The sequence below is a fragment of the Bacillus sp. N6 genome, assembly GCF_052805735.1.
On sequence record NZ_CM127843.1, the window covers coordinates 4,508,085 to 4,530,221 of the forward strand.

Annotated in this window: 25 protein-coding genes; 7 read left to right on the forward strand and 18 right to left on the reverse strand. The window is 35.9% G+C overall.

Features of this window, described 5'->3' with window-relative positions; genetic code table 11:
- Positions 1 to 39 precede the first annotated feature (39 nt).
- The 3 genes from ACUXVC_RS23225 to ACUXVC_RS23235 all read right to left on the reverse strand — a co-directional run bounded on the left by ACUXVC_RS23225 (position 40) and on the right by ACUXVC_RS23235 (position 2,742).
- Positions 40 to 462 carry a hypothetical protein gene (locus ACUXVC_RS23225; RefSeq protein ID WP_095690145.1) on the reverse strand — a complete coding sequence of 141 codons (423 nt, stop codon included), beginning with the start codon at positions 460 to 462 and terminating at the stop codon, positions 40 to 42.
- A gap of 141 nt (positions 463 to 603) precedes the next feature.
- The gene (ald, locus tag ACUXVC_RS23230; protein WP_001219401.1) at positions 604 to 1,737 is read right to left on the reverse strand and encodes an alanine dehydrogenase; all 1,134 of its coding nucleotides are present in this window, start codon (positions 1,735 to 1,737) and stop codon (positions 604 to 606) included.
- 213 nt (positions 1,738 to 1,950) lie between these two features.
- On the reverse strand, positions 1,951 to 2,742 hold the full coding sequence (locus tag ACUXVC_RS23235; protein WP_002024902.1) for an SDR family oxidoreductase: 792 nt from the start codon (positions 2,740 to 2,742) through the stop codon (positions 1,951 to 1,953).
- A gap of 147 nt (positions 2,743 to 2,889) precedes the next feature.
- On the opposite strand from ACUXVC_RS23235, the gene ACUXVC_RS23240 reads away from it, so the two are divergent.
- Positions 2,890 to 3,348: a universal stress protein gene (locus ACUXVC_RS23240; protein WP_001066672.1), complete on the forward strand. Its 459-nt coding sequence runs from the start codon at positions 2,890 to 2,892 to the stop codon at positions 3,346 to 3,348.
- Positions 3,349 to 3,643: 295 nt separating this feature from the next.
- Here the strand turns inward: ACUXVC_RS23240 and ACUXVC_RS23245 are convergent, their stop codons facing one another.
- Together ACUXVC_RS23245 and ACUXVC_RS23250 are read right to left on the reverse strand one after the other, a co-directional pair.
- Positions 3,644 to 4,066 (reverse strand): VOC family protein, encoded by a 423-nt coding sequence (locus tag ACUXVC_RS23245; protein ID WP_000250791.1) that lies wholly within the window; start codon positions 4,064 to 4,066, stop codon positions 3,644 to 3,646.
- A 343-nt stretch (positions 4,067 to 4,409) separates the two neighbouring features.
- Complete coding sequence (locus tag ACUXVC_RS23250) at positions 4,410 to 5,105, reverse strand: hypothetical protein (protein WP_071731418.1); 696 nt, start codon at positions 5,103 to 5,105, stop codon at positions 4,410 to 4,412.
- A 95-nt stretch (positions 5,106 to 5,200) separates the two neighbouring features.
- Between ACUXVC_RS23250 and ACUXVC_RS23255 the strand changes: the two genes are divergently transcribed.
- Positions 5,201 to 5,380: a hypothetical protein gene (locus ACUXVC_RS23255; protein WP_000342760.1), complete on the forward strand. Its 180-nt coding sequence runs from the start codon at positions 5,201 to 5,203 to the stop codon at positions 5,378 to 5,380.
- Between the two features lie 73 nt (positions 5,381 to 5,453).
- Here ACUXVC_RS23255 and argH read toward each other — a convergent pair whose 3' ends face one another.
- Entirely contained in the window at positions 5,454 to 6,842 is a 1,389-nt protein-coding gene (argH, locus tag ACUXVC_RS23260) for an argininosuccinate lyase (protein WP_089171836.1), read from the reverse strand.
- Positions 6,839 to 8,044: an argininosuccinate synthase gene (locus tag ACUXVC_RS23265; protein ID WP_144465113.1), complete on the reverse strand. Its 1,206-nt coding sequence runs from the start codon at positions 8,042 to 8,044 to the stop codon at positions 6,839 to 6,841. The genes argH and ACUXVC_RS23265 overlap by 4 nt, the downstream gene beginning before the upstream one ends.
- A gap of 166 nt (positions 8,045 to 8,210) precedes the next feature.
- On the opposite strand from ACUXVC_RS23265, the gene ACUXVC_RS23270 reads away from it, so the two are divergent.
- Positions 8,211 to 8,528 (forward strand): hypothetical protein, encoded by a 318-nt coding sequence (locus ACUXVC_RS23270; protein WP_063245305.1) that lies wholly within the window; start codon positions 8,211 to 8,213, stop codon positions 8,526 to 8,528.
- 28 nt (positions 8,529 to 8,556) lie between these two features.
- Here the strand turns inward: ACUXVC_RS23270 and ACUXVC_RS23275 are convergent, their stop codons facing one another.
- Positions 8,557 to 8,751 (reverse strand): hypothetical protein, encoded by a 195-nt coding sequence (locus ACUXVC_RS23275; protein ID WP_000910272.1) that lies wholly within the window; start codon positions 8,749 to 8,751, stop codon positions 8,557 to 8,559.
- Positions 8,752 to 9,604: 853 nt separating this feature from the next.
- On the opposite strand from ACUXVC_RS23275, the gene ACUXVC_RS23280 reads away from it, so the two are divergent.
- Entirely contained in the window at positions 9,605 to 10,267 is a 663-nt protein-coding gene (locus ACUXVC_RS23280) for a YitT family protein (RefSeq protein WP_001244515.1), read from the forward strand.
- Between the two features lie 31 nt (positions 10,268 to 10,298).
- On the opposite strand, the gene ACUXVC_RS23285 is transcribed toward ACUXVC_RS23280, so the two are convergent.
- Positions 10,299 to 11,132, reverse strand: coding sequence for an EcsC family protein (locus tag ACUXVC_RS23285; RefSeq protein WP_001256853.1), 834 nt, complete (start codon positions 11,130 to 11,132; stop codon positions 10,299 to 10,301).
- A gap of 137 nt (positions 11,133 to 11,269) precedes the next feature.
- On the opposite strand from ACUXVC_RS23285, the gene ACUXVC_RS23290 reads away from it, so the two are divergent.
- Both ACUXVC_RS23290 and ACUXVC_RS23295 read left to right on the forward strand, forming a co-directional pair.
- The gene (locus ACUXVC_RS23290) at positions 11,270 to 11,905 is read left to right on the forward strand and encodes a DUF1796 family putative cysteine peptidase (RefSeq protein WP_144465114.1); all 636 of its coding nucleotides are present in this window, start codon (positions 11,270 to 11,272) and stop codon (positions 11,903 to 11,905) included.
- A gap of 69 nt (positions 11,906 to 11,974) precedes the next feature.
- Positions 11,975 to 12,409: an NUDIX hydrolase gene (locus ACUXVC_RS23295; protein WP_000283468.1), complete on the forward strand. Its 435-nt coding sequence runs from the start codon at positions 11,975 to 11,977 to the stop codon at positions 12,407 to 12,409.
- 23 nt (positions 12,410 to 12,432) lie between these two features.
- Here the strand turns inward: ACUXVC_RS23295 and ackA are convergent, their stop codons facing one another.
- The 5 genes from ackA to ACUXVC_RS23320 form a co-directional block, all read right to left on the reverse strand.
- Positions 12,433 to 13,626: an acetate kinase gene (gene ackA / locus ACUXVC_RS23300; protein WP_000034575.1), complete on the reverse strand. Its 1,194-nt coding sequence runs from the start codon at positions 13,624 to 13,626 to the stop codon at positions 12,433 to 12,435.
- Between the two features lie 299 nt (positions 13,627 to 13,925).
- Positions 13,926 to 14,912: a class I SAM-dependent methyltransferase gene (locus tag ACUXVC_RS23305; RefSeq protein ID WP_016512246.1), complete on the reverse strand. Its 987-nt coding sequence runs from the start codon at positions 14,910 to 14,912 to the stop codon at positions 13,926 to 13,928.
- A gap of 199 nt (positions 14,913 to 15,111) precedes the next feature.
- A complete protein-coding gene (gene tpx, locus ACUXVC_RS23310; protein ID WP_000024527.1) occupies positions 15,112 to 15,612 on the reverse strand; it encodes a thiol peroxidase in 501 nt (166 codons plus the stop codon).
- Between the two features lie 134 nt (positions 15,613 to 15,746).
- Positions 15,747 to 16,142, reverse strand: a complete 396-nt coding sequence (gene ytfJ, locus ACUXVC_RS23315; RefSeq protein WP_000350007.1) for a GerW family sporulation protein — start codon at positions 16,140 to 16,142, stop codon at positions 15,747 to 15,749.
- 12 nt (positions 16,143 to 16,154) lie between these two features.
- A complete protein-coding gene (locus tag ACUXVC_RS23320; RefSeq protein WP_002094156.1) occupies positions 16,155 to 16,793 on the reverse strand; it encodes a DUF2953 domain-containing protein in 639 nt (212 codons plus the stop codon).
- A gap of 205 nt (positions 16,794 to 16,998) precedes the next feature.
- On the opposite strand from ACUXVC_RS23320, the gene ACUXVC_RS23325 reads away from it, so the two are divergent.
- Positions 16,999 to 17,802, forward strand: coding sequence for an NAD kinase (locus ACUXVC_RS23325; protein WP_000785186.1), 804 nt, complete (start codon positions 16,999 to 17,001; stop codon positions 17,800 to 17,802).
- 152 nt (positions 17,803 to 17,954) lie between these two features.
- Here ACUXVC_RS23325 and ACUXVC_RS23330 read toward each other — a convergent pair whose 3' ends face one another.
- From ACUXVC_RS23330 to ACUXVC_RS23345, 4 genes are all read right to left on the reverse strand, one after another.
- Entirely contained in the window at positions 17,955 to 19,523 is a 1,569-nt protein-coding gene (locus ACUXVC_RS23330; protein WP_144465115.1) for an amidohydrolase, read from the reverse strand.
- A 71-nt stretch (positions 19,524 to 19,594) separates the two neighbouring features.
- Entirely contained in the window at positions 19,595 to 20,026 is a 432-nt protein-coding gene (locus ACUXVC_RS23335) for a VOC family protein (protein WP_000600350.1), read from the reverse strand.
- A 102-nt stretch (positions 20,027 to 20,128) separates the two neighbouring features.
- Positions 20,129 to 21,715, reverse strand: a complete 1,587-nt coding sequence (mbcS, locus tag ACUXVC_RS23340) for an acyl-CoA synthetase MbcS (RefSeq protein WP_063548764.1) — start codon at positions 21,713 to 21,715, stop codon at positions 20,129 to 20,131.
- 175 nt (positions 21,716 to 21,890) lie between these two features.
- Positions 21,891 to 22,088, reverse strand: a complete 198-nt coding sequence (locus ACUXVC_RS23345; RefSeq protein WP_000124490.1) for an alpha/beta-type small acid-soluble spore protein — start codon at positions 22,086 to 22,088, stop codon at positions 21,891 to 21,893.
- Between the last annotated feature and the right edge of the window lie 49 nt (positions 22,089 to 22,137).

The following is a 22,137-nucleotide window of genomic DNA, read 5'->3' on the forward strand; positions in this document are numbered from 1 at the left end:
ATCCCATCCTTTCGTTAGTCGTTCTTCTGAAAAATTAACTTAATCTCCACCACCTCCGCAATCTCCTCCACCATCACTTGAGCTACTACAATCACTGCTACTGTAGTGACCGAATCCACTTGATGAGCTTGAAGCGTATGAAGATTTTTTGCTTCTTTTTCTATCTTTTTTACTTTCATGACTAGGCCATACTGTAGCAAAGAGTATAACGAATAAGGCTAATTCTATTACAACAAGTATAAATTCTAGAATGCTCTCAATAATATTGGGAGTTATCCCAAAACTGTAAAACACTCCAAATGAATACATACACAAAATTACATACAGAGCCATACAAATATACCGGAATGTTTTTTCTATCATAATGACTACTTTTTGTGAAAAAGGTATGTTCTGTTCCTGTTTTTTCTTTATGTACTTTTGTCTTTTAGCTTGCTTTTGCTTCCTTTTTTTACTCCCCATTGAATCCCCTCTTTTATTATATAATTCTAAATTATCATAATAAAAATCGATTTACACCAATAAATAACAATTATTCACATATTATTTCCCCATATAAAAAAGACCCTCCTTATGAAAAGGAAGGTCTCAAATGTATTTCTATTATGATAAAGCAGGAGCTTTTTCAAGTAGCTCTTTCGCATCAGCGTATTGTAAGCCGTGAGCTTCTGCAACTGCTTCGAATGTTACATATCCATCTAGTGTGTTAATACCTTTTAATAATGCAGAGTTGCCTAGGCAAGCATCTTTATAGCCTTTGTTAGCAATTTGTACTGCATATGGTACTGTTACGTTTGTTAATGCAAGAGTTGACGTACGTGGAACCGCACCTGGCATATTAGCAACTGCATAATGAACAACGCCATGTTTTTCGTAAGTTGGGTTGTCATGAGTTGTAATACGATCAGTTGTTTCGAAAATACCACCTTGGTCAATCGCAATATCTACAACGACAGAACCTGGTTCCATTGATTGAATCATTTCTTCAGTTACAAGTTTTGGCGCTTTTGCACCTGGAATTAATACTGCTCCAATAACAAGGTCAGATTCTTTAACAGCTTCTGCAATGTTGTATGGATTAGACATTAATGTTTTTACTTGGTTACCGAAAATATCATCTAATTGACGAAGACGTTCTGCACTTAAGTCAATGATTGTTACATCTGCACCTAAACCTACTGCAATCTTAGCTGCGTTTGTACCAGCTTGACCACCGCCGATGATTGTTACTTTGCCGCGTTTTACCCCTGGAACGCCTGCAAGTAAAATACCTTTACCGCCTTTGTTTTTCTCAAGGAATTGTGCACCGATTTGTGCAGACATACGACCAGCTACTTCACTCATAGGTGCAAGTAATGGTAAAGAACGATTGTCTAATTGTACTGTTTCGTATGCAATTGATGCAACTTTGTTATCGATTAATGCTTTCGTTAATTCTGGTTCTGGAGCTAAGTGTAAGTATGTGAATAAAATTAAACCTTCACGGAAATAGCCGTATTCACTTGCTACTGGCTCTTTTACCTTCATAACCATATCTTGATTCCATGCTTCTTCAGCAGTTTCTACAAGTTTCGCACCAGCTTGTACGTATTCTTCATCCGTAAAACCAGATCCTAAACCTGCTCCTTTTTGAACAAAAACTTCATGACCATTTTGTACTAAATGTACTGCTCCCGCTGGCGTCATTGCCACACGGTTTTCATTGTTTTTAATTTCTGTTGGAATACCGATACGCATGATTAGTTCCCCCTTGAGTTATGAAATGACCCCTGAATCATTTTTTAAAGCGCTTTCTACGCTCTTATATTTTAACATAATATCTCAATATTTGACAAAAAATAATACAAGTTTTCCGATAGATTTAATTTTATATTAAAAGACAGTATTATCCGCACCTCTCAGCACAATGGATAAACTGTCCAATTATTTGAAACTTCATCTTATTTTATTCTATCGATGTCTATGAATAACATCCACTGCACCAGTCACTTCAATAATTGTACCGGTAATCATATCGGAATCGTCCTCACATAAAAACGAAATGGTTCTTGCAATATCTTCACCTGTTCCAGATCTACCAATCGGTGTGTTATGCTCTTTTAGCTGACGTGCTTCTTGAATAGTCGCCTCTTTCATATCGCCAATAATATCACCAGGACATACCATGTTCGCAGTAATACCATACTCCGCTTCTTCATAAGCAACTGTTTTCGTTAATGAAACAAGTCCTACTTTCGCCGCTGCAAAAGCTGAACGATAAATCCATCCCGGTGCACTATCCGCCCCTTGAAATCCGTAATTAATAATACGGCCAAAGTTCTGTTTTCTCATGACCGGAACAACAAGTTTTAATAAATGAAATACCGCTGTTAAATTTCCCTGAATCATTTCATTCCATTCATCTTCTTCATAATCAACTAACTTTTTTCGTTCAAATACATATGGACCAGCATTATTAATTAAAAAGTCAATTTTGCCAAAACGGCTCATCGCTTCTTCTACTATTTTATGTAAATCTTCCTTCTTCGTGACATCTGCTTGCACGAATTGTAGACGCTCTTCCACATCTTTATATGTTTCTTTCATCGTTTCCATAGCCGTGATATCGCTATGGTACGTTACTGTTACTGAATAGCCTTTAGCCAATAACTTTTCTGTTACTTGCTTTCCTAAACCTTTCGTACCGGCTGTAATGAGCGCATGTCTCACAAAACTGCCCCCTTTTAAATTGCTATACTTCATATGTAACAAGTTCTCGCTCCAATTACAACTAAAATGAATTGAAACAGAGTTTTCAAAATTCTGTAACGTTTCTGGCAAGCACGTTACCAAAATTTGTTTTATAATTAAGTTGTAAACAGTTATAAAACAGATTGGGAGGAATTGACTATGAATAATACATATACAAATATTTTAATCGCGGTGGATGGTTCTAAAGAAGCAGAAAAAGCCTTTAAAAAAGCAATTCAAGTCGCAAAGCGCAACAATGCAACATTAACAATCGCTCATATCGTTGATGTAAAAGCATACTCAGCAGTAGAGGCTTATAGCCGTGCAATTGCTGAACGTGCAAATCTATTTGCAGAAGACTTATTAGAAGACTACAAAAAAACTGCGCTTGAAGCTGGTCTTGAAAAAATTGAAACTGTATTAGAATTTGGTAATCCTAAATCTAAAATTTCAAAAGAAATCGCTCCAAACCATAAAGTAGATTTAATTATGTGTGGTGCGACTGGTTTAAATGCTGTTGAACGCTTCCTAATCGGTAGCGTCTCTGAACATATTATTCGCTATGCGAAATGCGATGTCCTTGTTGTTCGTGGTGATGAGGAGCAAGGTGATCTTTAATTTATAGATAAAACACCAAGTCCACATATTTTACCGAAGGATAAGGAAAATTAAGTTCGAGGCTCGAATGAACAATAAACACATATTGTTAAACAATGATAATAAACTAAAAAAGGGGTGGGAAATCCACTCCTTTTTTCACGACATGCCTTTATTTTTATTCATAGGAATAAATCTTCTCTGTTTTTCTCTACTCTTGTATGGATTTTAAAATATCAATCCACTCCACAAAATCAAAGAACACTTCAAAATCCCCATTTTCCAATTGATTATTTAATAAACTTTAAACTGTATTCTACTTAATTCTTTGAGCGATTGGATGGTCATCTTTTAATTGTAACAAATCCCATAAATTCCCGTATAAATCTTTGAATACTGCAACTGTTCCATATTCTTGCTCTTGCGGTTCTCTCACAAATTCTATTCCTCTTGAGATCATTTCATTATAATCTCTCCAAAAATCGTCAGTATTTAAGAAAAGAAAAACTCTACCGCCTGATTGGTTACCGATAAAAGAATCTTGCTCAGGTTTAGATGCTCTAGCCAGTAGTATTGTCGTGCCGACTGAACCAGGAGGAGATACCACTACCCATCTTTTATTTTGCTCTGGCTGATATATATCTTGGACCAATGTAAAATTTAGTTTCTTTGTATAAAACTCTATTGCCTCATCGTAGTCTTTTACTACTAATGCGATATGAACTATTGATTGAACCATTATTATTCCTCCTATTATTACTAAACAAATTATAGTATAACATTTCTTACTTTAATCTATCTGTTAGTTTAATAACACTGGCCCTTGTTTTTCTTCTTATAACAATACATGAAAGACTGTATTCAGTAGCATGTAGTTATTAAATAGGTTATTCCTTTCTTAAATCATTACAGAAACGACTTTATTGTTACTTTGATGAATGTAGTGATAAAAAACAAGCGTATCAAACTAAGTGTTTCTACACTTTAAAACTACATTGTTAAACAACATGTGTCGTCGTGTAGTATATCTTATATATTTTTAACTATTTTAAATTCAGTGTTACATATTAGACTTCGTGTTTTCATTTTATAAACTTCACTATAAACACAAGACATGCTACGACAACAACGGTAATTGCCAATACATAAGGCGGCAGAAACTTCAAAGACCATAATGCCATCATGATTGTCGCAACTGTTAAATACGTTTGCTTTGCATCTTCTGTCATTTTTTTACGAAGTAAGAAGACGTACAAATAGCCAATTGGCGGCGTAATGAAACAAAGAACATATATGATTTTTGATTTTAAATACCATTTTTGTTCTCCAAGTTTCTTTATATCCCCTTCTATTCTCTTATGCTCTTGTTCTCTCGCTTCTTCTACAAGTGGGTCTTCCTCTTCTCCTCGCTTTTCTTTCATATAAGGAAGAAAGTGCATAAAAAAATAGTATGCGAATACGAACGCTCCAAATCCAATATTTAATCTTTCTAATGGAATATGCTCACTAAAAAAAGCAGCAGTAAGCACTAAAGACAAACAGTACGTCATCATCCAAAATGAACGTTTTCTCTTTTTCCGTTCCATTTCTTTTTTACCTTGTATATCTTTTCTTTTCGAAAGCCATATAGAAATAAAGCAATCTACTACAAATAGAGAAAAGATAAATATCGCAACATGTACTGTTTCTACATTTCCAAATGAAAATACGTTTGGGAATGCAACATGCAATACAATTAGCGTGTACAAAATTAGCCCTATAAAATAAATACGTCTCATTTTTCATCCCTTTCTTATTTCCTAACATTACGTTAACATACATTTTTTAGAAATAGACGGACAAAATATATATGTGTAAAAAAGGAGGATGCTATATGGATGATTCTGAACGCATTATTTTAGACGTGAACGGAAAAGAAATTGAAATGCTAGATACGATTCGCACTCATTTTAAAGAGAAACATGGCGTTGAACTAAGTAATGGTGCATTGCTTCGTGATTTGATGGATATTGAGTATATTCGAATTACAGAAGATCGACATAAGTATGATTAATTTTGGGCTATAAAAAAAAGAAGGTAAGCTTCTCTCCATCAAGATTAGCGTACCTTCTTCCCTATAAAATCAATCAACTTCTAACAAACTCTCCAACTAACCCCTTCGCCTTCTCCAAAGCGTTTTTAATTTGTTCAAACCCTGTCCCACCAGCACTGTTACGACGCTTTACAGCCGCATATGGTGAAAGAACTTCATACAAATCTTCTTCAAATAAAGAGCTCATTTCTTGATATGTTTCAAGCGGGACATCTAATAAATAAATTCCTTTTTGTGTGCAATGTAGCACTAACTTCCCAACAATTTCATGAGCTTGACGGAATGGTAGTCCTTTGTTTGCTAAGTAGTCGGCAATTTCTGTTGCGTTGGAGAAATCTTGCGTCACAGCTTGCCCCATTTTTTCTTTGTTTACAGTCATCGTTTCAAGCATGCCCGCCATAATATGAAGGCATCCTTCTACTGTTTTGACTGTATCAAACATTCCTTCTTTATCTTCTTGTAAGTCTTTATTGTAAGCGAGTGGTAATCCTTTCATTACTGTAAGTAAACTGAATAAATTACCGTATACTCTGCCTGTTTTACCACGGATTAGTTCCGCCATATCCGGATTTTTCTTTTGCGGCATAATGCTGCTTCCTGTCGCGTATTGATCGCTCATTTCAATAAATTGAAACTCTTGGCTACTCCATAAAATAAGTTCTTCACAAAAGCGTGATAAGTGCATCATAAGCATAGATGAGTTACTTAAAAACTCCAGTATGAAATCACGATCACTTACTGCATCTAAACTATTTTCATAGATTCCATTAAACCTAAGAAGTTCCGCACTATATTCTCGGTCGATCGGGAATGTCGTCCCAGCTAGCGCTCCTGCTCCTAATGGGGAGATATTAATACGCTTTAATGAATCTTCATAACGATTCACATCACGCTCTAACATCCAAAAGTAAGCAAGAATATGATGAGCAAATGAAATCGGCTGGGCACGCTGTAAATGCGTATAGCCAGGCATAATTGTCTCAATGTTATTTTCTGCTTGATGTACAAGAACAGTTTGCAATTGTTTTGTAGCTTTTATAATATGTTCTACCTTTTCTTTTAAATACAAATGCATATCTGTCGCCACTTGATCGTTACGACTTCGGCCTGTATGAAGTTTCCCTCCTACTTCACCGATTTTTTCAATTAACATCTTTTCAATATTTAAATGAATATCTTCAGCTTCAACCGAAAAATGCAATTTATTTTGTTTCGCTTCTTCTAATAAATATTGAAGACCTATCTTTATTTTCTCTGCCTCTTCTTTCGTAACGATGCCTTGCTTTGCTAGCATCGTTACGTGCGCAATACTTCCTTTTATATCTTGATTTACTAATTGTTGATCGAAGGAGATGGATGCTCCGAACTCTTCAACCCATGCTTCCGCTTCTTCTGTAAAACGTCCGCCCCAAAGTTTGCTCACGCTTCCACCTTCTTTTGATTCACTTGGCTGTATACTTTCGTCGGTAAACCGAATAATGAAATGAATCCAACTGCTGCATCATGATTAAATTCATCTTGAGCAGTATATGTTGCTAATTTTTCATCGTATAAAGAGTATTCAGATTTACGTCCTTCTACAATCGCATGACCTTTAAATAATTTCACACGCACTGTACCTGTTACATTCTTTTGCGTTTCTTTTAAAAATGCATGAAGCGCTTGTTTTAAAGGCGAGAACCATAAACCATTATAAATAAGTTCTGTTATTTTCTGTTCAATCACTGGTTTAAAATGTGCTACTTCTTTTACGTGTGTTAAATCTTCCAACTCTTTATGCGCAGTGATTAACGTCATTGCTGCTGGGCATTCGTATACTTCACGAGATTTAATACCGACAAGACGATTTTCTACGTGATCAATACGTCCAACGCCGTGTTTTCCAGCAAGCGCATTTAACGTTTTAATTAATTCTGCAAGTGAATATGCAGTGCCATTTAAAGTAGTCGGTACTCCTGCTTCAAATCCGATTTCTACAAACTCTGGTTTATTCGGTGTATCTTCTAATGCCAATGTCATCTCATATGCATCTTCTGGCGGCGCTGCCCATGGATCTTCTAAAATTCCACATTCGTTGCTGCGTCCCCATAAGTTTTGATCGATTGAAAACGGGCTATCTAAATTAATCGGAATTGGTACATCGTTTTCTTTTGCATATGCAATTTCTTCTTCACGTGACCATTTCCATTCACGTACAGGCGCAATCACTTCTAAGTAAGGATTTAATGCTTGGATAGAAACTTCAAAACGAACTTGGTCATTTCCTTTCCCTGTACATCCGTGTGCAACTGCAGTTGCGCCTTCTTGTTCTGCGATTTCTACTAATTTCTTCGCAATAAGCGGACGAGATAATGCAGAGACAAGAGGGTATTTCCCTTCGTATAATGTGTGTGCTTGCATCGCCATCAATGCATATTCATTCGCGAATTCTTCTTGAACATCAATCATATATGATTTAATTGCACCTACTGAAAGTGCCTTTTCTTTTACAAATGCTAAGTCTTTACCTTCCCCTAAGTCTAAACAAAGCGCGATAATATCATAATTCTTCTCTTGTAACCATTTAATTGCAACGGAAGTATCAAGACCTCCGGAATATGCTAATACAACTTTTTTCTTCTCCATTTTGCATCCCCCTAAAGAATAAATATTCATTTTCTTTTATAATAATTCACACTTTACCACCTTTCACAAAATGTATCAAGAGTCATTTTCAAATTTTTTCAAACAATTTCGTCGAACTTCTTTCTGTTTTTCTGTACAATATAAGCAGGACAACGGGGGTGAACTTATGGAAAAGTATTTCTTATACGATGATCATCTAGGAATTGAAATTCCTCATTTACAAGAAGATTGGGAAGATATCCCCGAAAAAATGCAGCATGCTATTTTACTAAAATGGGAACAAGTTCGCGGAAAGATTCCTGATCGAATAAAAGAACTCGAGCACTCTATTAATGCAAAACAGCATCATTTAAATAACGAAGAAGACTTCGAAATTTCTTGCAAATTGAATTCAGAAATTGCCGATCTCGCTTCCATCATTAATGACCTTTGGCTTTGGTATCGACTCACTCAAAATGTATCTGAGGGGAAAGCACACCAATGAAAAAAGCATGCCCCTCAATTACTTTGGGTCATGCTTTTTTGTCGTAACATGATTTACAATATATTTCTTGTGCTGTTTTCGCCAAACATACATCGAATGGACCAACTAATATACTTCTTTCTTCCGGCAACTTTACAAAAGCAACAAGCTCTTCTTCATATTGAATTTTTTTCTGACATGAAATGCATATTAATTCTTTTCTTTTGAACATGTCTTTTAGCATACCTTCACTCTCCCCTTCATCTATCTATATTAATATACTCTCATAATAGTTAAGACTTGTAAAAAAATGACACATTCTGAATCGAATGATTCATATACTATGTAAAAAAGGAGGTTTAAAGCTTATGCGTGCTTTCGTTATTATCGCTTTAACTTTTTTAAGTGTGATTAGTTGGGATGCGTTTTTTAAAGATAAAAGTGATGAAAAGAACACAACGGAATAAAACCTTTTTTTCTTACTTATTGGACAAACCGTTATAAACTGTCCAATCCTCTGAAATAACTTAGGCTTTTCTACAAAAATATTTAAACATAACATTTTTTGTAGATTCCCTCCGTTTATTGTCGGTTTCCATCCGCATACATTTTTTAAAAGTATGATATAATAGTATAAATCTTGAAGGAAGGGATTTTGATATCATGATCGCTCGAAGGAGCATGTGGCATCGTATTGACGAATCATACACGTAGCGTATTTTTCAGCTCAGATACTTTAGTCTAGCGAAAAAAATACGAGAGTGGGGAAATTATGATTGCCCGAAGGATAATTTGGCAAAAAAAAGACTCTTCTTACACATAGCGTTTTGTTTAGGACTTAATTGTTACTAACTAAACAAAACAAAGAAGAGCAGGATTGCTAAATGAAGAATCCTACTCCACGTTTTGTTTAGTCGTTTTAAGACTTAAACTAAAACGAAGGTAGGGAGAATTGATGGACGAGAGGATTATTCGTTATTTCTTCAGCGACATATAGCGTAGTTAGTTTTTTCGTAAACTAACTGAAAGCTACATGTGAGCTCGTAGTTAGTTTACAACACAAAAAGGACTACTAACTACGGAAAGAAGGAATAACGATGAGGAACATCCAAAGTCGGCAAATTATTAAAGAAATTTTTATGGTTTTAATCGGTTCATTTATTTTAGCAGCAGCGCTATATCACATTCACTTCCAAAACCACTTAACAGAAGGTGGCTTTGTAGGAATTGCACTATTCATTCAAAACTTTTATGATATTTCACCATCTATTTCAACTGTATTAATGGATATCCCAATTATTTTACTGTGTGCTTCATTTTTAGGTAGAAAAATGGTTGGCTATTCATTCCTAGGTTCAATTTCATTCGGAGTATTTTATTCCTTTATGGAAAATTATTCTCCATTTACGGTAGATTTATCAAATAACTTATTTATAGCTGCAGTAGTTGGCGGTGCGTTAGCTGGTATTGGACTCGGTTTTATATTGCGATTTGGCGGTGCAACCGGTGGAGACGATATTTTAACAATTGTATTAAGTAAACGAACTCGTTTTACAATTGGGCAAATTTTCTTCGTCTTTGACGCGATTGTTCTTGCGCTTTCATTATATTATTTAAATTGGACAGAAATTGCTTTTACTATTCTTTCGATTGCCGTACAGGCAAAAACATTGGATTTAATTTATTATCCAAAAACAGAAAAAACAGCAGAAAAGCAGCCAGTATCTGTTCCAATGTCCAAAAAACATGCAACAAATTAAAAAAGCGAAAGGCTTCGGCCTCTCGCTTTTTTTATGCTCTTTTTTCTTTCTCGACTATATGGCGCACTTGATAAAATCTATTTGCAAATTCAGTAACGTTTCTTGTTAAACGATAATTCACTGTAGATCCAATTGCCATTCCAATTACCGGTATACCTTGGAATAATTTACGACGAAGAGCATAAATCGAAAATGTCTTCAAAATTTGTTTTAACACAACCTCAGTAGAAGCTGTTTGTAGCACCGCTTCGTCTCCTTCGTAGAAGAACGAATCTTCTTGCTCCAGCTCTTGCAATAAATTGTACCATGCGTATTGCTGAAGTCGTCCTGGTAGTAATGACGCATGAAACACCTTTAACGCAAGCATCATTTCATACGGCTTGTTCACATCATGTCCAAATGATGTTGCAATAAGTTGGACTGCCTTCACATTTAATGCGATCATAACCGGAAAATCCGCCGTTAATAATAATAAACCTCCAGCACCTGTTGCCCCGCCTTGTACAAATGAATATAGACGATGACGTGCTGTTTGCTGCTCTGCTATGTATGTTAATTGATCAATAGATAATGCTTTCAAATCTTCAAGCTGTTCAATCGATTCATCAAATAATCTTGATGTTCCTAAAATCCGATTACGTGCATCTAACTGTGCTTGTGAACTTTGAATAAATGCATGCAAATGAAAGAGCCATCCATCTGCTTTCGTGAAGAATTCTTTTCGCTTTTTCTCAGGTAATTTCGCAACTGTAGTATGTAACCATTTATCAAACACTTTTTGAAAATCGGTCGCTTCTTGCTCAACTAATTGCGCTTCCCATTCTTTTATATTGTCTAAAATGGCTTGTTCTCGCTTCGATCGCATCGTAACAACCACCTCGTTCGATTTTTTTCTATTGTAACATATTTCTGCTTATTCTTTGCAAATATGCTTGTCTATCTTTATTCACATACCATTTTCGAATGGCATAAAATATTAACAAAAAGGATGAGATAAATCACATGAATCTATCCGATATAAAAAAAGAATATAATGCGGTATTCAGCTTAGGACAAAACTGCTGGCCTGCTTGGGCATTATATCAATTAGAATTATCACCATTTTTTGGCGTTATTGATTTTATGCTAAGCCCCTCATTAGAAAAAGTGAATGTATTATTACAAAATCGATTTGACCGCTTTTTAAATTTCGAAAATTTATCCTTCATCTCATTTTGGGATGATGTTGCAAAATTAAGATTAAGGGACAACCTTTATGAAATTGACTCCTGTCATGACTTTAAAACAGATGTAAACACACCAACTTCTTGGCCTTCTTATACAGAAATTAAGTTAAATTATGAACATCGTATTAATCGTTTTCTAGCTACAATTGAAACGGCAGAATCCATATTATTTATTCGAACTGGAGGAACATATGAAGAAGCATGTTCCCTAGAACAAATTTTATCTCAAATCGTTACACATACATTCTCTGTCCTGTTACTAATTCCTGCCGATATACCAACTATCACCCAAGAAGATTGGGGATTACAACGTGTTTGCGTTATGAAATGTCCTATTATGGATGTATACCAATACAATGAAGCATTTTGGAAAGACTTATTTGATGGAATTACGATTAGACCATATTCTTAAATACATGACACCTTTACTACAAAACATATTATAATCTTCCTTATACAAAAAAATAAGGAGTGATTGTATATGTATCCACGTGCAAAGGCTTTTGGCATTGCTATACATCACGGGCGTCTTCTCGTACAAGAATATCATTCAGCCGATGAAACATTTTACCGACCTCTTGGTGGTTCAATTGAACTTGGTGAACAATCAGCACATACCGTTATTCGTGAATTTAGGGAAGAGCTTCATACAGAAGTGGAAATCACCAATTATTTAGGTTGTTTAGAAAATGTCTTTCATCTAGATGGAGACATTGGTCATGAAATTATTCAACTATATTCTTTGCGTTTATTAGACACGTCACTATATGAAATGAAAATATTAAATATACAAGATGAGGAAACAGTAGCATATGCGAAATGGATTCCTATTACGGCATTCATTCAGAAAGAAAAAATATTATATCCGGATGGAGTTTTAAAATACATCCAAAAGAAAAAAGACGAAATCCTATAGGATCTCGTCTTTTTTTTCATATATTAACCAATATCTCCAAGACGTAGTACGTCACGAGCAATCATAACTTCTTCGTCAGTTGGAATTACGATAATTTTTACTGGAGAGTGTGGGAAGCTGATGAATGCTTCTTCACCGAATACGTTATTACGTTTTGCATCGAAGTATACGCCCATGTACTCAAGGCCTTCTAATACACGCTCACGAATAATCGCACTGTTTTCACCTACACCAGCTGTGAAGATGATTGCGTCTACACCTTTCATACGAGCTGTGTAAGAACCGATGTATTTGTGGATACGGCTTACGAATACATCAAGTGCTACTTTCGCACGGTGGTCGCCTTCTTCTTCTTTCGCAATGATGTCACGTAGGTCACTAGAGTAACCAGTAAGACCTAACATACCACTCTTCTTGTTTAATACGTTAACTACTTCTTCTACTGTTTGGCCTGTTTTTTCCATGATGTATGGAATTAACGCAGGGTCAAGGTTACCAGAACGTGTACCCATTGTTACACCAGCAAGTGGAGTGAAGCCCATAGAAGTATCGATAGATTTACCGCCTTCTACTGCTGCGATACTTGCACCGTTACCTAAGTGACAAGAAAGTAAGCTTAAGCTTTCAATTGGACGACCTAATAATTCAGCCGCACGCTCAGTTACATATTTATGAGAAGTTCCGTGGAAACCGTATTTACGGATGCCGAATTTTTCATAGTACTCATATGGTAAGCTGTATAGGAATGCAGATTCTGGCATTGTTTGGTGGAATGCTGTATCGAATACTGCTACTGCTGGTACGTTTGGTAATACTTCTTGGAATGCTTTAATACCAACAACGTTTGCTGGGTTATGAAGTGGTGCTAAATCGCTTAATTCTTCGATATCAGCTAATACTTCATCAGTAATTAAAACAGAGTCAGCAAATTTTTCGCCGCCGTGAACAACACGGTGACCGATACCGCCAATCTCATCTAGAGATTTAACGATTCCGTTTTCAGTTAATTTTTTAAGAAGCATATTAACTGCTACTGCGTGATCTGGAATGTTTGTAATTTCTTTTTGTTTTTCGCCATCTACAGTAATAGTGAAGATACTATCTTCTAAACCGATACGTTCTACTAAACCTTTTGTTAATACTGTTTCACTTGGCATTTCAAATAATTGGAATTTTAAGGAAGAGCTTCCTGCGTTAATCGCGATGATTTTTGACATCTAGTCTTTCGCCCCTTTTTCTCTTGGTAGTTGTGTGGATGTTTCCACAAACCGCTCGATTTTATCTAATCAAATTTACTAAATATGAAAACGTTTCATCATTAGCAAATTTTATACTCACGATTTTAATTTAAACATCGTCCGACATATATTTCAAGTGAAAAAATTGTAACACCAAGAAAAAATATATATTACAGATTTCAAAAAAATTCAGTTAAATCTAGTATATATTTAAAAATATGACATATTATATAAAACTGTACTACATGAATCACTAACTCTGTTACATATACCCAGCTTTATTTATGTGTTGCAAACCAAGTATTTAATTGATCCATAATGTTCTCCATCGCCTTCATGTTAGAGAATTTAGGCAACTCCACTAATAACGCCTGTTTTGGCATTGTTACATTAGAGCCTTTCTTTTGGAGAACAAATATACTTTTTGCATTTTTCTCGTTTTTAAACATGGAAACAGGTAGCTGTAATAACCCTTGAATAAAGCATGTTTCTTTAATAAATGCATGTAATTTTGGTGCCTGTTCACTTTCAAAAATAAAGTTTGGTACTAAGAAGAATAAGTACCCGCCCTCTTTCGTATGTTTCACACTTTGTTCAATAAATAAGTGATGAGCATACGACATTCCTTCATCTGCTTTTAATTTATATTCACTGGCACCGATTTCGTTTGGATAGTAACCAATCGGTAAGTCTGAAACGACTGCATCAACTGGATCGATATAAAGTGGTGCTAGTCCATCTTGATGGAAGAATTCGATTGCATGCTTTTGTAAATTTGCATTTACTAAAGCAAGTTTAATTAGCACTTCATCCACTTCTACACCAAATCCACTCATTGTTAGTCCTTCTTTGGCGCTATTAAACACTGTAGTCATTAAATTTCCTGTTCCAATTGCAGGATCTAAAACTGTAATTTCGTTTTGACCTTGCATAAATTTATGGAATAAGTAACTCATGAACATCCCAACTGCATCAGGCGTCATTTCATGATTCGCTTGTACGCCTTCTTTCATTCCTTTTAAGATGGCTAACTGAAATGCTTTACGAATTTCTTCACCTTTATATGTTTCTTCATTAAACGTACTATATTCACGATTCAGCCTTTCAATTGCTGATTCGGATAATTCCTCTTGTAAAATCGCTCCCTCAAACAAGTTATCACCTGTTTCTACAAGCGCCTCTAAATATGTCACATCTAATTCTTTACGTAAAACTACCGCAGAAGAATCAAAAATAGAAAATAATGTTTCCACTGTCTGACTCACGTACATTCCTCCTTCTCTCTTTTACACATAACTTATATCATACCACAAAGTGATTTTTTCCAAAAAGAAAAAGCGACCTCCTGTAAAGAGCTCCCTCTCAAGTTATATATGATATAACGTTTTTTCTCATATATCGGCACCGTGACGCAGCGGTATATGAGAAAAAACGACCTCTTTATAAGAGGTCATTTCCTTCACATTACTTTGCAGATTTAGCTGCTTCTAATGCTGCTTCATAGTTTGGATGGCTTGTACCTTCGCCTACGTATTCTACGTAAACTACTTTGTCGTTGCTATCTACTACGAATACTGCACGAGCAAGTAAACGAAGTTCTTTCATTACTAAGCCGTAAGCTTCACCGAATGAAAGGTCACGGTGGTCAGAAAGTGTTACAACATTTTCTAAACCGTTTGCTGCACACCAGCGTTTTTGAGCGAATGGTAAATCAGCGCTAATTGTTAATACTTTTGCGTTTTCAATACCTGCTGCATCTTGGTTAAAACGACGTGTTTGTGCATCACACACACCTGTGTCGATTGAAGGTACAACACTAATTAATTTTACTTCGCCTTTGTATGTTTCTAAACTTACTGGAGATAAGTCGTTTGCTAATACTTGGAAGTTTGGCGCTTGATCGCCAACTTTAACTTCTGTTCCAACTAAAGTCATTGGATTACCTTTAAAAGTTACGTTTGCCACTTGAAAATCCTCCCTTATTTAAACAAAATATGTACAATGTAAATGATAGTTTGTCCCTATCGATAATGCAAATAAAATCGCTTTATTTACAAAAAAATAAAAGAAGCTAACCTATTGATTAGCTTCTTTATTCGTTAAATTTGAAATTCAGGATCATCTTCTTTTCGTTTATCCATCATTTCTTTCACTTTATCAACAGCTTGTGGCGCTAATTCAATTATTTTATCGATGACATGCGTTTGCTTATCTAAATGTAATACTTTCACACCATCTCCATTTATAACAAGAAAGGCAACAGGATTAATAGAAACTCCTCCTCCACTTCCTCCGCCAAATGGATGACGGCCTGAATGTTCTACCCTACCAAATTCACTTCCACCAGCAGCAAATCCGAAACTTACTTTCGAAACAGTAAGAATTACACTTCCATCTGCCGCTTTAATTGGGTCACCAACAATTGTATTTACATCAGTCATTTGTTTTAAATGCTGCATTGCGGTTGTCATTAAACCTTGAATTGGATGGTCCATTCTATATCCCCCCTATGCTTGAACAGATTTTTCTGTCATACCAGATTTTTGCTGCCTCATAAATATGAGCAATTTCACCGCTGTTTTTATAGTACGAAATATACGAAAAGATGCTGTTAACTCGCATCTCGATGCAAATCCTTTCCCTTGAAAAACAGGAGTAATTTCAAATTCTGGTACATCGACAATATGCATATATTGTCCGACAACTCCAGCAGCCATTCCTTTTGTCCCCCATGCATATCCAGTGACAATTCCAGTACTAGCTGCGTCGCCTGCTCCAATTTGCGTATGCCATTTCCAACCATTGATTTTCACTCGTTTGAGAAAATCTTTAACGATAGTATGAACTTTTTGAAGCCTTTTTATCAGTTCCCCAATACTGTCAAGTTGCGCCATAATTTTATTATCTAGTCCGCCGTCCTCTTCAGCTTTTTCGATTTTCTGTCCTGTTTTTTTCTGCTGTTTTTCAATTCTTTCCAATACATCAAATGTATATCGAATCATCCATATTTTCACTTGAAATAAACATTGCTTTTCCATTTCTGAATATAAAAATGTCACCTTAAGCGATATTTTCGACAATAGTATAAGCAAAATAAAAAGGAGAAGAATTATTATTCCAATTACGAGCCACTTCATACGTATCATCCTTTCACTCCGTACCCATTATCGACAAGTTTATTCATCATTAAACAGAGTTCCATAAGATTGAATATAAAAATTTTTCTAAAAATAAAAAGGTATTTTGACAATTTGTATCGAAATATATTATTTGAACATATCATCAGGGAACGGACTCTAATGATATGTAGCACGAAAAACAGAAAATTTAACTGCAGTGGAGGGATACATAATGGCAGATCGTCGCAATTTATTTTTCTTTTATGGTGATGACAAAGCAACGCTCGTTGAAAAAATGAAACCAATCTATCGTATTTTAGAAGAGAATGGATTTACCATATTAGATCATCCAAAAAATGCAAACGCTATCGTCAGTGTTGGAGATGATGCAACCTTCTTACAAGCCGTTCGTAAAACTGGTTTTAGAGAAGATTGCTTATACGCAGGGATTTCTACGAAAGATGAAACTTCGTTCTACTGCGATTTCCACATTGATCACGTTGATACAGCCCTTCAAGAAATTACAAAAAATGAAATTGAAGTGCGAAAATATCCAACAATTCAGGTAGATGTAGATCACAGTACATCTTTCCATTGTTTAAATGAGTTCTCATTACGTTCTAGCATTATTAAAACATTCGTTGTAGATGTTCACGTTGATGATTTATATTTCGAAACATTTAGAGGAGACGGTTTAGTAGTTTCTACCCCAACAGGAAGTACTGCTTACAATAAATCATTGCATGGTGCAGTTGTTGACCCACTTATTCCATGTTTCCAAGTAAGCGAACTAGCATCTTTAAACAACAACACTTACCGTACGCTCGGTTCACCGTTCATTTTAAATCACGAACGTACATTAACTTTAAAACTAAGACCAGACGGTAACGATTATCCTGTTATTGGCATGGATAACGAAGCGCTTAGCATTAAACAAGTGGAAAAAGCTGTTGTACGCTTAAGCGATAAACAAATTAAAACAGTTAAATTAAAAAATAATTCGTTCTGGGAAAAAGTACAGAGAACGTTTTTATAGGATTAAAATAACCGCAGAATTATGGAATTCCATAATTCTGCGGTTATTTATTTACCCCGATTGACGCGAACAATAATCTCTTACTATCCGGCCGTTATTCTTGTCAGTTTTTGTCGGTAAGTCGATATATTCCGAAAATCGCTGATATATTTTTACACATCTTTTCTATAGACAACTCGGCCATCTATTACAGTCATTTCTGCTTGTACTTCTTTTATTTCTTCTGCCTCAATTTCAAAAATATTGCGGTCTAATATTGTAAAGTCTGCTTCATATCCTTTTGTAATTTGCCCTCGTTTCGCTTCTTTTCCGATTGCATAGGCACTTCCTGTTGTAAATAAAGAAACAGCCTCATATACCGTTAATCTTTCCTCAGGCATATAGCATACACCGTCAATAAAACTTCTACGTGTAACAGCGCTATATATGCCTAGAAACGGATTTACTTGTTCAATAGGAGCATCTGAACCACCATTACAATGTAGTCCTGCTTCCAGTAATGTCTTCCAAGCATACGCATAACGAAGACGGTGTTCTCCCAGTTTTTCAATGACTGATGGAAAATCTGATGAAAGAAAGACTGGCTGTATATCGATAATGGCTTGCAAGTTTTTCATTCTTTCTATCAACTCTTCACGAGCAAGCTGACAATGAATAATACGGTCACGTAACCCTTCTGCTGGTGGATATAATTCGAGTGCATCAATAACATATTCAAGCGACAAGTCACCGATAGTATGAATCGCAACTGGCATATGTAAGTCTCGTGCTTTCTTCACTAATTCTGCAAGTTCTTCACGCGTGAAAATTGCAACCCCATTCGTTTTCTTTGCATCTTCATACGGTTCACTTAATAATGCTGTTCTTCCTCCAAAAGAACCGTCAGAAAAAATTTTCATTGCCCCAAATTCAATATAATGTTCATTTTCATATTCTTTTCGTTCATGTGCTACTTCATGGTGAACGAGCAAATGTGCTTTAAATGGCATTTCTTTTATAACGTGAGAAAACGCATTATATGTTTTTCTAAAACCACCGTAGTAATTTAAATCTTCCGTATGCCCGCCTACAAGTCCGTATTTCCAGCAATCTTTAATCGCTGTTTGCAAAGCTCTTTGTAAATACGCTTCATCAATTTCAGGCTGAACATGTTTAATTAATTCTTGTCCTTGTTCATATAAAAGTCCTGTTAACTTATTTGATGAATCCCTACCGATTTTCCCGCCTTTTGGATTTTGCGTCGCTTCTGTTATGTTCGCTTCTTGCAATATGTATGAATTCACCCATGTAACGTGACGACAAACTCGCTTTAATAAAATGGGGTGTTCTTTCGAAATTTCATCTAAATCACGCGCGTGAACATCTTTCGTATCTGTAAAGTTATTTTCATTCCATCCTTCTCCAATAATCCAAGAGCCCTTTGGAGCTTCTTTCACTCGCTTCTGAACAAGAGTAAGCACTTCACCATAAGATGTACAATTTGATAAATCTAGACGGAGTAATCTCTCTCCATGCCCAATAAGATGCATATGGCTATCAACGAGGCCTGGGATCATTGTTTTGCCTTTTAAATCGTGCAATGTAACCGCGGCATATTGGTTTTCTAACTCTTCTTTACTTCCAAAATCAACGATCGTACCGTTTTCAACGTAAACAGCGTCCACTTTTTCATTTTCTTCTCTCATTGTGTAAATGGTACCGCCATACCAAATTTCTCCCATATATCCCATCTCCTTTATTTTTTATTGTATAAAAAAAAGCACCATTTCAAAACATGGTGCTTTTCTAAAAATTACTTTTGTTCAGTAGTAGACGTTGTAACTTGCCATTCAATATTAAATTTATCTTTTACTTGTCCGTATGCTGGGCTCCAGAATGTTTCTTGAAGTGGCATGATAACTTCTCCACCTTCTTGTAACTTATCGAATACTTCTTTTGCTTTTTCTGCATTACTAATTTGAATTGCGATTGTTACTTGAGATCCGATTGCATGCCCTTGACCTGGGAATGTATCAGAAATCATAAGATCCGTATTACCAACTTTTAAAGTAGCGTGTAAAACGCGCTCTTTCGCTTCAGCTGGAATCGGGTATTCTGGATTTTCAGGCATGTCACCAAAAGTTTGCATGACTTCTACTTTTGCATCTAAAGCCTCTTTATAAAACTGTACAGCTTCTTGCCCACTACCATCTAAAACTAAGTACGGATTAATACCTAAAATCATACGGACACCTCTTTTTTAAATTTATAAAATCGAACTTGTGTTCGTTTTTATATTATCATTGTTTTGCATTTCATTCAACTATTTACTTCACTGTTTTCAAAATTATTTTGACGGAATCTCCATCTCTTGTTTTCTAAGTTCAATACGGCGAATTTTTCCAGAAATCGTTTTTGGTAGTTCATCTACAAATTCAATTTTGCGAGGGTATTTATATGGTGCAGTGAGTTCTTTGACGTGTTGTTGGAGTGTTGGAATTAATATTTCTTCGTTCTTTTCTATATTCTCTCTTAATACGATAAACGCCTTCACGACACTTCCGCGAATTTCATCAGGACTTGCAACAACCGCACATTCTCTTACGTAAGGATGTTTTACAAGCGCATCCTCTACTTCAAACGGCCCGATTGTATAACCAGAGCTAATAATGATATCATCACCGCGCCCTTCAAACCAGAAGTAGCCGTCTTCATCTTTCTTCGCTTTATCACCTGTAATATAATAATCACCGCGGAATTGCATCGCTGTACGTTCATCGTCTTTATAATATTGTTTAAAGAGTGCTGGCGTTTCAATGTGAACTGCAATATCACCAACTTCGCCTACTTTAACTGGAATACCTTCCTCATTTACGATATCGACGTGGTTACCTGGCGTTGGTTTCCCCATTGATCCTGGTCTAATATCCATCCCTTTCATTACACCAACAAGTAGTGTATTTTCCGTTTGCCCATAGCCGTCTCTTACTGTAATATCAAAGTGCTTTTGGAATGTTCCAATGACTTCTCTATTTAACGGCTCACCTGCGGATACAGCGCTATGTAACGCCTCTAAATTGTACTCGCTTAAATCTTCTACCTTTGCCATTAATCTATACTCAGTCGGTGTACAACAAAGCACATTCACCTTATTATCGCCTAATAAATTTAAATACGTTTTCGGTTCAAACTTACCGTTGTATACAAATCCTGTTGCCCCTGAACCGAGAGTTGCTAAAAACGGGCTCCAAATCCACTTTTGCCACCCTGGACTAGCCGTTGCCCATACAACATCATTCTCTTCAATTCCGAGCCAATTTGGGGCGCTTGTACGTAAATGAGCGTATGCCCACGCGTGCGTATGAACGACACCTTTCGGGTTTCCTGTCGTCCCTGACGTGTAAGATAAAAAGACCATATCTTCTTTATCTGTTTTCGCCATTTCTAACATGTCACTTTCTGTTTCTAATGCTGTTTTTAAATTGATCCATCCGTCTACTGACTGCTCGCTCAGGACGAATTTTTGAAGAGATTCCATTGCTTCTATATCATCAAACTGTCCAATGTACGGCTCATAGCTTACTATCGCTTTTACTTCGCCATGTCCAATTCGATATTCGATATCTTTTTTACGCAACATTTCCGAACTCGGAATTACAACAAATCCTGCTTTAATCGCAGCGATATACGTCATGTACGCTTCAATTAAGCGCGGCATCATAATAAGGAGCTTGTCCCCTTTTTGTAAGCCACTTTTTATAAAAGCGTTTCCAATTTTATTTGCACCTTGCATTAATTCAAAATATGTAACTTCTCGTCTATTCCCTTTATCATCTTGCCAAATTAAAGCAAGCTTCTCTTTATCGTCTGTATATTTCTCTATTTCTGAAACTAAATTATAAGATGGTGGTGCCAACAATTCCTCTCTCTTCATAAACATCCTCCTTTTTCTTTATGCCTCCCTTATATAATAAAGAATTTTCAGTAAATTTTGAACCCTCTTCTTTTGACAATTTTTTTATGCTTTTGTCGAAATGAATTTATACTAATTTGAACAACAAAAAGAAAGAGCGGGAAAACCCGCTCTTTCTAAGCCATCGTATATGGGATTATTTTTGGAAACCGCCTAATTGTTGCTCAGCTAGTGAAACTAGACGTTTTGTAATTTCGCCACCAACAGAACCGTTAGCGCGAGATGTTGCATCCGCTCCAAGTTGAACACCAAACTCTTGAGCGATTTCGTATTTCATTTGGTCTAATGCTGATTCAGCACCAGGAACCGCTAATTTATTTGTGCTACGTGCCATGTTATATCACCTCCTTGTGAGTATAGAGTGTGATAAATAACATGACTTC

Excerpts from the sequence above, each read along its gene's own strand:
- ACUXVC_RS23225 (WP_095690145.1), bottom strand. The coding sequence starts at position 462 with ATGGGGAGTAAAAAAAGGAAGCAAAAGCAAGCTAAAAGACAAAAGTAC.
- ald (WP_001219401.1), bottom strand. The coding sequence starts at position 1,737 with ATGCGTATCGGTATTCCAACAGAAATTAAAAACAATGAAAACCGTGTG.
- ACUXVC_RS23235 (WP_002024902.1), bottom strand. The coding sequence starts at position 2,742 with ATGAAGTATAGCAATTTAAAAGGGGGCAGTTTTGTGAGACATGCGCTC.
- ACUXVC_RS23240 (WP_001066672.1), top strand. The coding sequence starts at position 2,890 with ATGAATAATACATATACAAATATTTTAATCGCGGTGGATGGTTCTAAA.
- ACUXVC_RS23245 (WP_000250791.1), bottom strand. The coding sequence starts at position 4,066 with ATGGTTCAATCAATAGTTCATATCGCATTAGTAGTAAAAGACTACGAT.
- ACUXVC_RS23250 (WP_071731418.1), bottom strand. The coding sequence starts at position 5,105 with ATGAGACGTATTTATTTTATAGGGCTAATTTTGTACACGCTAATTGTA.
- ACUXVC_RS23255 (WP_000342760.1), top strand. The coding sequence starts at position 5,201 with ATGGATGATTCTGAACGCATTATTTTAGACGTGAACGGAAAAGAAATT.
- ACUXVC_RS23265 (WP_144465113.1), bottom strand. The coding sequence starts at position 8,044 with ATGGAGAAGAAAAAAGTTGTATTAGCATATTCCGGAGGTCTTGATACT.
- ACUXVC_RS23270 (WP_063245305.1), top strand. The coding sequence starts at position 8,211 with ATGGAAAAGTATTTCTTATACGATGATCATCTAGGAATTGAAATTCCT.
- ACUXVC_RS23275 (WP_000910272.1), bottom strand. The coding sequence starts at position 8,751 with ATGCTAAAAGACATGTTCAAAAGAAAAGAATTAATATGCATTTCATGT.
- ACUXVC_RS23280 (WP_001244515.1), top strand. The coding sequence starts at position 9,605 with ATGAGGAACATCCAAAGTCGGCAAATTATTAAAGAAATTTTTATGGTT.
- ACUXVC_RS23285 (WP_001256853.1), bottom strand. The coding sequence starts at position 11,132 with ATGCGATCGAAGCGAGAACAAGCCATTTTAGACAATATAAAAGAATGG.
- ACUXVC_RS23290 (WP_144465114.1), top strand. The coding sequence starts at position 11,270 with ATGAATCTATCCGATATAAAAAAAGAATATAATGCGGTATTCAGCTTA.
- ACUXVC_RS23295 (WP_000283468.1), top strand. The coding sequence starts at position 11,975 with ATGTATCCACGTGCAAAGGCTTTTGGCATTGCTATACATCACGGGCGT.
- ackA (WP_000034575.1), bottom strand. The coding sequence starts at position 13,626 with ATGTCAAAAATCATCGCGATTAACGCAGGAAGCTCTTCCTTAAAATTC.
- ytfJ (WP_000350007.1), bottom strand. The coding sequence starts at position 16,142 with ATGGACCATCCAATTCAAGGTTTAATGACAACCGCAATGCAGCATTTA.
- ACUXVC_RS23320 (WP_002094156.1), bottom strand. The coding sequence starts at position 16,793 with ATGATACGTATGAAGTGGCTCGTAATTGGAATAATAATTCTTCTCCTT.
- ACUXVC_RS23325 (WP_000785186.1), top strand. The coding sequence starts at position 16,999 with ATGGCAGATCGTCGCAATTTATTTTTCTTTTATGGTGATGACAAAGCA.
- ACUXVC_RS23330 (WP_144465115.1), bottom strand. The coding sequence starts at position 19,523 with ATGGGAGAAATTTGGTATGGCGGTACCATTTACACAATGAGAGAAGAA.
- ACUXVC_RS23335 (WP_000600350.1), bottom strand. The coding sequence starts at position 20,026 with ATGATTTTAGGTATTAATCCGTACTTAGTTTTAGATGGTAGTGGGCAA.
- mbcS (WP_063548764.1), bottom strand. The coding sequence starts at position 21,715 with ATGAAGAGAGAGGAATTGTTGGCACCACCATCTTATAATTTAGTTTCA.
- ACUXVC_RS23345 (WP_000124490.1), bottom strand. The coding sequence starts at position 22,088 with ATGGCACGTAGCACAAATAAATTAGCGGTTCCTGGTGCTGAATCAGCA.